At 67.7% G+C, this 8,839-nt stretch carries 8 protein-coding genes; 1 reads left to right on the top strand and 7 read right to left on the bottom strand.

The window, feature by feature from the left end:
- The 6 genes from HOQ08_RS08440 to HOQ08_RS08415 all read right to left on the bottom strand — a co-directional run.
- Window positions 1-646: lytic murein transglycosylase (locus tag HOQ08_RS08440; RefSeq protein WP_291193253.1), on the bottom strand; the 646-nt coding region annotated here is incomplete at its 3' end.
- A 144-nt stretch (window positions 647-790) separates the two neighbouring features.
- The gene (gene rodA, locus HOQ08_RS08435; RefSeq protein ID WP_291193251.1) at window positions 791-1,906 is read right to left on the bottom strand and encodes a rod shape-determining protein RodA; all 1,116 of its coding nucleotides are present in this window, start codon (window positions 1,904-1,906) and stop codon (window positions 791-793) included.
- A complete protein-coding gene (gene mrdA, locus HOQ08_RS08430; protein ID WP_291193249.1) occupies window positions 1,903-3,849 on the bottom strand; it encodes a penicillin-binding protein 2 in 1,947 nt (648 codons plus the stop codon). Before mrdA ends, rodA begins: the two co-directional genes overlap by 4 nt.
- A gap of 1 nt (window position 3,850) precedes the next feature.
- Window positions 3,851-4,336, bottom strand: coding sequence for a rod shape-determining protein MreD (gene mreD, locus HOQ08_RS08425; RefSeq protein WP_291193247.1), 486 nt, complete (start codon window positions 4,334-4,336; stop codon window positions 3,851-3,853).
- On the bottom strand, window positions 4,333-5,277 hold the full coding sequence (mreC, locus tag HOQ08_RS08420; RefSeq protein WP_291193245.1) for a rod shape-determining protein MreC: 945 nt from the start codon (window positions 5,275-5,277) through the stop codon (window positions 4,333-4,335). Before mreC ends, mreD begins: the two co-directional genes overlap by 4 nt.
- Window positions 5,278-5,546: 269 nt before the next feature.
- A complete protein-coding gene (locus tag HOQ08_RS08415) occupies window positions 5,547-6,593 on the bottom strand; it encodes a rod shape-determining protein (RefSeq protein WP_291193243.1) in 1,047 nt (348 codons plus the stop codon).
- Between the two features lie 241 nt (window positions 6,594-6,834).
- Here HOQ08_RS08415 and HOQ08_RS08410 point away from each other — a divergent pair, with 241 nt between their 5' ends.
- A complete protein-coding gene (locus tag HOQ08_RS08410; RefSeq protein ID WP_291193241.1) occupies window positions 6,835-7,767 on the top strand; it encodes a carbohydrate kinase family protein in 933 nt (310 codons plus the stop codon).
- On the opposite strand, the gene HOQ08_RS08405 is transcribed toward HOQ08_RS08410, so the two are convergent.
- Window positions 7,764-8,450 carry a YoaK family protein gene (locus tag HOQ08_RS08405; protein WP_291193239.1) on the bottom strand — a complete coding sequence of 229 codons (687 nt, stop codon included), beginning with the start codon at window positions 8,448-8,450 and terminating at the stop codon, window positions 7,764-7,766. The two genes, HOQ08_RS08410 and HOQ08_RS08405, sit on opposite strands and share 4 nt — an antisense overlap.
- Between the last annotated feature and the right edge of the window lie 389 nt (window positions 8,451-8,839).

The raw sequence follows: 8,839 nt of genomic DNA, 5'->3' as shown, positions 1-8,839 counted from the left end.
GCTCCCAGCCGTGCCCGGCGAAGTAGTTGGCCACGCTGGCGAGAATGTCCGGCAGCGAGCCCTGGAGATCGATGTGGCCATCGTGGTCTTCGTCCACGCCGAAATCGCGGATGCTCGAGGGCATGAACTGGCCCCAGCCCTGCGCGCCGGCATAGGAGCCGGTGAGCGTGTCCGGCGGCCCGGCCAGATGGTTGTCGGGCAACTCCAGCAGCACCTTGAGCTGCTCGCGGAAGAACTGCGCGCGCGGCGGGTAGTAGAACCCCAGCGTGACCAGCGCATCGAGCACCTTGTACTTGCCGGTGTTGCGCCCGTAGAAGGTCTCCACGCCGAGGATCGCCACGATGTATTCGGGCGCCACGCCGTACTGGCCGGCAATGCGTTCCAGCAATGCGCGATGCTCGCGGTAGAACGCCACGCCCTCGTCGATCCGCTTGGGCGTGATGAAGATGGGCCGGTAGTCCTTCCACGGCTTGGCCTCGGCCGGGCGGCTGATCGCGTCGAGGATCGACTGCTGCATCCGCGCGCCGCTGAGCAATGCATCGATCCGGGCGGGACTCTTGCCGGCGTCGCGCGCCACCTCGCGCACCAGTTCGGCCTGGCCCGGGTGCACGGTCGCCGTTTGCGCGAGCGCCGGTGCGGCAAGCATCAGCACCAGCGCGGCGAACGCACCCCGCAGGCGCAAACGAGGGATGGACATGGATTGCGCGGTGGCGGTCGACATCGCAGCCAAGCCTATCATGCGCAAACCCGCCATCCAGGGCCGTACACGGGCACAGGCATGACAGTCGCTTTAGTCATGCATCTTGCGGTTGGCGTGGATCGACATCAGCACGCCGAAGCCGCTCAGCAGGCTTACCGCCGAGGTGCCGCCATAGCTCACGAACGGCAGCGGCACGCCCACCACCGGCAGCATGCCGGCGATCATGCCGCCGTTGACGAACACGTAGACGAAGAAGCTCATGCCGATCGCGCCGGCGAGCAGGCGGGAATAAGTGTCGCGCGCCTCCATCGCGATCCACAGGCAGCGGCCGATGATGAAGGCGTACAGCGCCAGCAGCAGGCACACGCCGACCAGGCCGAACTCCTCGGAGAACACCGCGAAGATGAAGTCGGTGGTGTGCTCGGGCAGGAATTCCAGCCGCGACTGCGTGCCGTGCATCCAGCCCTTGCCGAACACGCCGCCGGAGCCCACCGCGATCTGCGACTGGATGATGTGCCAGCCGTTGCCCAGCGGGTCGGACTCGGGGTTGAGCAGGGTCAGCACGCGATCGCGCTGGTACTGGTGCATGAAGTGCCAGCCCACCGGAATCATGCCGCCGACCGCCGCCAGCAGCAGGCCGATGCGCCACCACGCCACGCCGGAGAGGAACAGCGCGAACGCGCCGGCCGCCGCCACCAGCAGCGCGGTGCCCAGGTCCGGCTGCTTGGCGATCAGCACGGCGGGAATGGCGATCAGCGCGCCGACCACCGCCATGTCCTTCCAGCTCGGCGGCAATTGGCGCGGGTGCAGGTACCAGGCGACCATCATCGGCATGGTCAGCTTGAGCAGCTCGGACGGCTGGAAGCGCATGAATTTCAGGTCCAGCCACCGATCGGCGCCGCGGCCTTCGCCCAGGATCGCCACCACCACCAGCAGCGCGGTGCTGCCCGCATAGAGCCAGGGCGTCCAGTTGCGCAGCACGGTCGGCGGTATGCGCGAGATCAGCAGCAGCAGCGCGCCGCCCAACACGAAGCGCGCGGCCTGGCCGCCGACCAGCCCGAGGTCGCCGCCGCCGGCGCTGTAGAGCGTGACCAGCCCGACGCAGGCCAGCAGGAACAGGCCGGCGGCCAGCGGCAGGTCGATCCGCGGCCGGGTCAGGATGCGGCGCAGGAAGCGGCGCGCGCGGGCATGGAGCGCTTCGATCATGGGATGGCCTCGCTCTCGGCCTGGGCCGGCAGGTCCTCGACCTGGGCGCTGCCCGACGGCGCCGGACCGGTCTGCGCGGGCGCCGGCGCGACGGGCGCTCCGCCCTGCGTAGCCAGCCAGGCTTCGAACACCTTGCGCACGATCGGCCCCGCGTCCTGCGCGCCCCAGGCACCGGCTTCCAGCAGGGCGACCGCCGCGATCTTCGGATCGTCCGCCGGCGTGTAGGCCTCGAACCAGGCGCGGTGGCGGCTGGCCAGGTAGGCGTTGTTCTTGTTGGTGTCGTAGGCCGAGGTGGTGCGCGAGAAGCGCTCGGCGGTGCCGCTCTTGCCGGCGACCACCAGCGGGAAGCCGATGAATTGCTTGGCGCCGGTGCCGCCGGTGATCACCGCCTCCATGCCTTGCTTGATCACGTCCAGGTTCTTCGGGTTGCTCACCAGCGACGGCCCCGTGGGCGGATTGGCCAGCATCTGCCGCGGCGCCTCGACGTTGTCCTGGGTGGCCATCACCACCCGCGGCGCGCGCGGCACGCCCTGTCCGGCGACGATCGACAAGGCATGGCCCAGCTGCAGCGGCGTCACCGCCCAGTAGCCCTGTCCGATGCCCGCGATGATGGTCTCGCCCGGATACCAGGGCTGGCGCGAGTTGGCCATCTTCCACTCACGCGAGGGCAGCACACCCGACAGTTCGCCGTCGAGGTCGATGCCGGTCTTCTGGCCGAAGCCGAAGCGGCCCATCCAATTGCTGAGCCGGTCTATCCCCAAGTCCAGCGCCAGCTTGTAGAAATAGGTATTGGTCGATTTCTCGATCGCCCGCACCATGTTCACCACGCCGTCGCCGCCGCGGGTGTCGTCGCGGTAGCAGCGCGACTGGCCAGGCAGGCAAAACTCGCCGGTGGACAGCACGGTGTCCTCCGGCCGGCGCACGCCGTATTCGAGGCCGCCCAGCGCGAGGAACGGCTTGACCGTAGAGCCCGGCGGATACACGCCGCGCAGTGCGCGGTTGTACAGCGGCTTGTCTGGCGCAGTGGTCAGCGCCTTGTAGTCGGCGCCGCTGATGCCGTTGACGAACAGATTCGGATCGAAGCTGGGCACGCTGACCATCGCCAGCACCTGGCCGTTGCGTGGGTCGATCGCCACCGCTGCGCCCGGGCGCCCCTCGAACGCCGCCGTCGCCGCCTTCTGCAGGCGCACGTCGATCGAGAGGTAAAGGTTCTTGCCGGGTGTCGGGGGGTGGGTTTCCAGCACGCGCTGGGTGCGCCCGTCGGCGTTCACCTCGACCAGGGCATAGCCCGGCGTGCCGTGCAGCGCGTCCTCGTAGGAGCGCTCGATGCCGCTGCGCCCGACGTGGCTGGTGCCCTGGTAGCGGTCGGGATCGAGGCGCTTGAGGTCGTCCGCGTCGATGCGCCCAACGTAGCCGATCACGTGCGCGAACAGCTCGCCGTAGGGGTAGTGGCGGGTCAGGTAAGGCACCACGTCCACGCCCGGGAAACGCCAGCGGTTGATCGCAAAGCGGGCGATGTCGTCCTCGGACAGATGCATCTTCAGCGGCACGCTCTCGAAGCGTCGGCTTTGCTTGAGCTGTTTGCGGAAGGTGGCGATGTCGTCCTCGTCCAGCGGCACCACCGCGCCGATCTGCCTGAGCATCGCCTGCATGTCCGGCACCTGCTCGGGCACCACCTCGAGCCGGAACGCCGGCACGTTGTCGGCCAGCAGCACGCCGTTGCGGTCGTAGATCAGGCCGCGCGCTGGCGGGATCACCTTGGGCTTGACGCGGTTGTTCTCCGAACGGGTGACGAACTCGTCGTGGCGCTCCACCTGCAGGTAGAAGAAGCGTCCGGACAGCGCGACCAGACCCAGCACGATCAGCGCGAAGCCCACCAGCGAGCGCCGCTGGAACAACGCCGCCTCGCCGCGAGGGTCTTTCAGGGTACGCCGCTTCTTCATCTCATTGCAGGCGCAGGCGCATGCGCAGGTCGTCCAGCAGCAGGAACACGAACGGCCACAGCGCCGCGCCGACGAACGGCGACACCCACCAGATCGGCGGCGGCAGCGCGTCCCCGGCGAACACGCGCACGATGGTCAGCAGGATGCGGTCGTTGAGCAGCAGCGCCAGCACCGCCAGGGTCTGCTGCCATATCGGGAAGAAACGCAGCCGCGAGCGGAAGCGCAGCGCGATGAACACCAGCGCAGTCAGGCGCAATGCCTGTTCGCCCAGCAGCACGCCGTCGAGCAGGTCGGCCGCCAGCCCCATCGCGAAGGCCAGGCCCAGCGTCACGCGGTCGCCCGATTCCAGCGACCAGTACAGCAGCACCAGCGCCGGCCAGTACGGCTTGAAGGGTTCGAGCACGTCCGGCAGCGGCACCAGCATCGACAGCAGCGAGAACACCAGCGTGCCGACGAACCACCACATGCCCAGCCTCTGGCGGTTCATCGCCTGCCTCCCTGGGCCGGGCGCGGCGGCGGTGCGGCGCTGCTCGAGGCGGCGGGCGCCAGGCCGGCCGGCGGCCCCATCGGCGTCACCGGCTCGGGTGGACCGGCCGGCTCGGCCTGGTCGTGCAACAGCAGCACGTCCTCGCTGCGGTTGATGTCGGCGCTGGGCTGCGCCTGCGCTTCCAGGAACATGCCGGTAGGCGCGGGCGCCACGTGGGTGATCTCGCCCACGGGAAAGCCCGGCGGGAAGCGGCCGCCCAGGCCGGAAGTGAGCAGCCGGTCGCCGGCCTGCACATCGGCCGCCATCGGGATCGTCGGCAGCACCAGGCGATCGCCCTCGCGCGAACCGTAGGCGATGACGCGCAAACCAGTGCGCTCGACCGTCACGGGCAGGGCGTTGTTCGGGTCGGTGATCAGCATCACCACCGCCGTGGTGGGCAACGTCTGGATGACTTGGCCCATCACGCCGTGCGCGTCGATCACCGGCTGGCCCGGCTTGACCCCGTCACGCGCGCCCATGTTGATCAGCAGGCGATGGCGGTAGGCGCCCAGGTCCACGCCGACCACGCGAGCCAGCTGCACGTTGAGGTCCAGGCTGCGCTGCGTGTCGAGCAGTTCTTTCAGGTGCTCGTTCTGCTCGGCCACGGCCGCCATGCGATTGAGCTTGGCGTTGGCCAGCAGCAGGTCCTCGCGCAGACGCTGGTTCTGCTCGGTCAACCGCCGGCGGTCAGCGAAGGCCACGCTCAACGTGCGCATGCCTTCCACCGGCAGGCCGGCCAGCCGGTACAGCGGCTCCACCACCACGGCCGCGCCGTGGCGCATGCGCCACATCCAGCCGTTGCGATGGTCCAGCACCATCAACACCATCGCCAGCGCGAGGTAGCCGATCAGCCGCAGCGTGCCGGTCGAGCCGGCGAACAGGGGCGAGGAATCCTGGCCCATTCAGAGAAACCTGCAAGGAGATAGGCGGCGCACACGCCCGCCGGAAAGAACGGCGGCACGTACCCGCAGGGTACCTGCTGCCTTTTGCCTCCGCCCGCGCCGGCCGTCGGGATAGAAGGATGGGGCAAGGGGCTGCGCCGGCCTCAATCCAACATCGAAGCGCACTTCGATCGGCCTCCCCGCGAACATCCGCCCCTCACCTGGATTCTCTCACCGGCCCAAGGAACCGGGAGAACAGAAAACCGCGACGACCGCGGATGGAGTTTCGCTCACTCCGGCGCGAAGAAGTCGCTGCCGTGCTGGTCGATCAACTCCAGCGCCTTGCCGCCGCCGCGCGCCACGCAGGTGAGCGGGTCGTCGGCCACCTGCACGTGCAGGCCGGTTTCCTCGGAGATCAGGCGGTCCAGGTCGCGCAGCAGCGCGCCACCACCGGTCAGCACGATGCCACGCTCGGCAACGTCCGAGCACAGTTCCGGCGGGGTCTGCTCCAGTGCCGACTTGACCGCCGCCACGATACCCGACAGCGGCTCGTGCAGCGCCTCCAGCACCTCGTTGGAATTGATCGTGAACATGCGCGGCACGCCTTCGGCGAGGTTGCGGCCGGAGATCTCGATCTCCTTGACCGTGCTCTGCGGAAAGGCGCAGCCGATCTCGATCTTGATGCGTTCGGCGGTGGACTCGCCGATCAGCGTACCGTGGTTGCGGCGCACGTAGTTGATGATCGCCTCGTCGAAGCGGTCGCCGCCCACGCGCACCGACTGCGAATAGACGATGCCGTTCAGCGAGATCACCGCCACCTCGGAGGTGCCGCCGCCGATGTCCAGCACCATCGCGCCGCGCGCCTCGTGCACGGGAATGCCGGCGCCGATCGCGGCGGCCATCGGCTCCTCGATCAGGAACACGTCGCGGGCGCCCGCGCCCTCGGCCGACTCCTTGATGGCGCGGCGCTCGACCTGGGTCGAGCCGCAGGGCACGCAGACCAGCACGCGCGGACTGGGCCTGAGCATGCGCGACTTGTGCACCTGCTTGATGAAGTGCTGCAGCATCGCCTCGGTCATGGTGAAGTCGGCGATGACGCCGTCCTTCATCGGACGCACGGTTGCGATGTTGCCCGGCGTGCGGCCGAGCATGCGCTTGGCGTCGCCGCCGACTGCCGCCACCGCCCGCGGGCCGCCCGGGCCACGGTCCTGGCGGATCGCCACCACCGACGGCTCGTTGAGGATGATGCCCTGCCCACGCACATAGATCAGCGTGTTGGCGGTGCCGAGGTCGATGGAGATGTCGTTGGAAAAGATGCCGCGGAACTTCTTGAACATGAGGCCTGGCACGCCGTCTGCAGGAGAAAAAGTAAGCGCGTCAGTCTAGTGACCGGGCCCCAGCCACGCAAGCGTGAAGAAGTTAAGAAAGCCTTTCAGAACGCGATGATGCGCGCATTTCCTGAGCCGTCCCGCCGCTTCGAAACGCAAGCGCCTGTCGCCTTAGACGAAGCCTCGCGCTAGGATTGCTGGGTTTGCCGGACGATCGCCGTCCGCGTTGCCGATCGGGGTTGCTTCCAACATGTCAGCCGTCATCTGCGGTTCGCTGGCTTACGACACCATCATGGTGTTCCCGGACCAGTTCAAGAACCACATCCTGCCGGACAAGGTCCACATCCTTAACGTCTCCTTCCTGGTGCCGCAGATGCGCCGCGAGTTCGGCGGCTGTGCGGGCAACATCGCCTACAACCTCAAGCTTCTGGGCGGCGATCCGCTGCCGATGGCGACCGTCGGTCAGGACTTCGGCCCGTACCGCGAACACATGATCCGCTGCGGCATCCGCCTGGAAGGCGTGCGCGTGTTCGAGGACCAGTTCACGCCGCAATGCTTCATCACCACGGACCTGGACAACAACCAGATTACCGCCTTCCACCCGGGCGCCATGTCCAGCTCGCACCACAACCACGTGGGCGACGTGGCCGACGCTGCTTTCGGCATCGTGGCGCCAGACGGGCGCGAAGCGATGCTGCAGCACACGGATGATTTCGCCGCCCGCGGCGTGCCCTTCGTCTTCGACCCGGGCCAGGCAATGCCGCTGTTCAACGGCGACGAGTTCCGCTCGATGATAGACAAGGCCAACTACGTCATCGTCAACGACTACGAATCGCAGCTGCTGCAGCAGCGCACCGGCTGGAGCGCCGGGGAGATTGCCCGCCGCACCCAGGCCTACATCGTCACGCTGGGGCCGCGCGGTTCGCTGATCCATACCGGCGGACAGGTGATCGAGATTCCCGCGGCCCGCGAGCGGCAAGTGGTCGATCCCACCGGCTGCGGCGACGCATACCGGGCTGGCCTGATCTTCGGCATCATGCGGGGCTACGACTGGCCGACGATCGGCCGCATGGCGTCGTTGATGGGCGCGCTGAAGGTCGAGCATCCCGGTACGCAGAACCAGCGTTTCACCCACGACGAATTTGCCGGGGCGTTCCGCGAGCAGTTCGATTACGCGCTCTAACCCTGCCCGGCGCGCCGCATCCGCCGCGCGCCGCAGGTACCGACACCCAGCAGCACCAGCCAAGGCAGTGCGATTGCCACCAGTGGCCAGCGGTCCTGCAACCAGGCCGTGACCAATGCCGCCAAACCATAGGTGGCATAGACCGAGGCCCGGACGCGGCCGACCGGCAATCCCTCTGACGGCGTGCGCTCGACCAGGCTGGCGACCCACTCTGTCAGGGTGCCGGTGATGAAGGTGGTCCATACGCCCGCCAAATGGACCTGCCGCACCGCCGCGCTCTGCACGCCCATCACCGTGCCGAGCAGGGCAATCAGCGCGTGGACCCATGAGGGTGAAAACCCGGTATGGCCAACGCTGGCAAAGATGAGCACAGCCATGCCAAGTAGCGTGGCCTCCAGCCAAAGGACGTGGTTCACCCGCGCACTCCAGCCCATCGTTTGGCCCCGGAGAAGGCCCGTGCCGACCGCCACGCCGAGCACAAAGCCCAGCACGGCCAGCAGCGAGCGTAGCGCCCGTGCCATGTTCGCCGAACCAAGCGCCATGGCCAGCAGCACGGTATTGCCCGTCATGTTCCCGGTGAACACATGCCCAAGCACCAGATAGCTCTCGGCATCCAGGCTTCCGCCCACCCAGGCCAGCGCCGGCAACGACCATTCCAGCCAGCGCGCATCGGCATGCTCCATGATGCACCTCGTCTAGCAGAAGCTAGAGGAACCGGGGTGACGGATCCGAGTGCAAGGGGAGAGTTGGGTCGAGCCCTCGTTTGCGAGAACGGACTAGACGGCACTCGAGCCGGTTGATCTCGAAAAAGCGGTTTTCAGGCGGACTGCTCCGGCAGGAGGCATGTCGCCCGCCGATCCTACGCGTCATCCAAATGGCGAGAGGTCGCAGAACGGCCATAGGCTTTACCCGGAGCGCTCACGACACGGAGGCGCACGGGAGTCGAACGCGTGATCGCACTCGTTTTGCTTGTCAAGCCGTGCTGGGGGCAAAGAAAAACCCTCTCCCGGGCGGGAGAGGGTTTTTGGATAAAGCCCCTGGCGGTGACCTACTCTTGCATGGACAAGCCACA

The sequence above is a fragment of the Frateuria sp. genome (assembly GCF_013362045.1).
In the GTDB taxonomy this organism is placed as follows: domain Bacteria; phylum Pseudomonadota; class Gammaproteobacteria; order Xanthomonadales; family Rhodanobacteraceae; genus Frateuria_A.
Note: the sequence above shows the minus strand (reverse complement) of the source record. Positions and strands in the feature narration are given on the sequence as shown.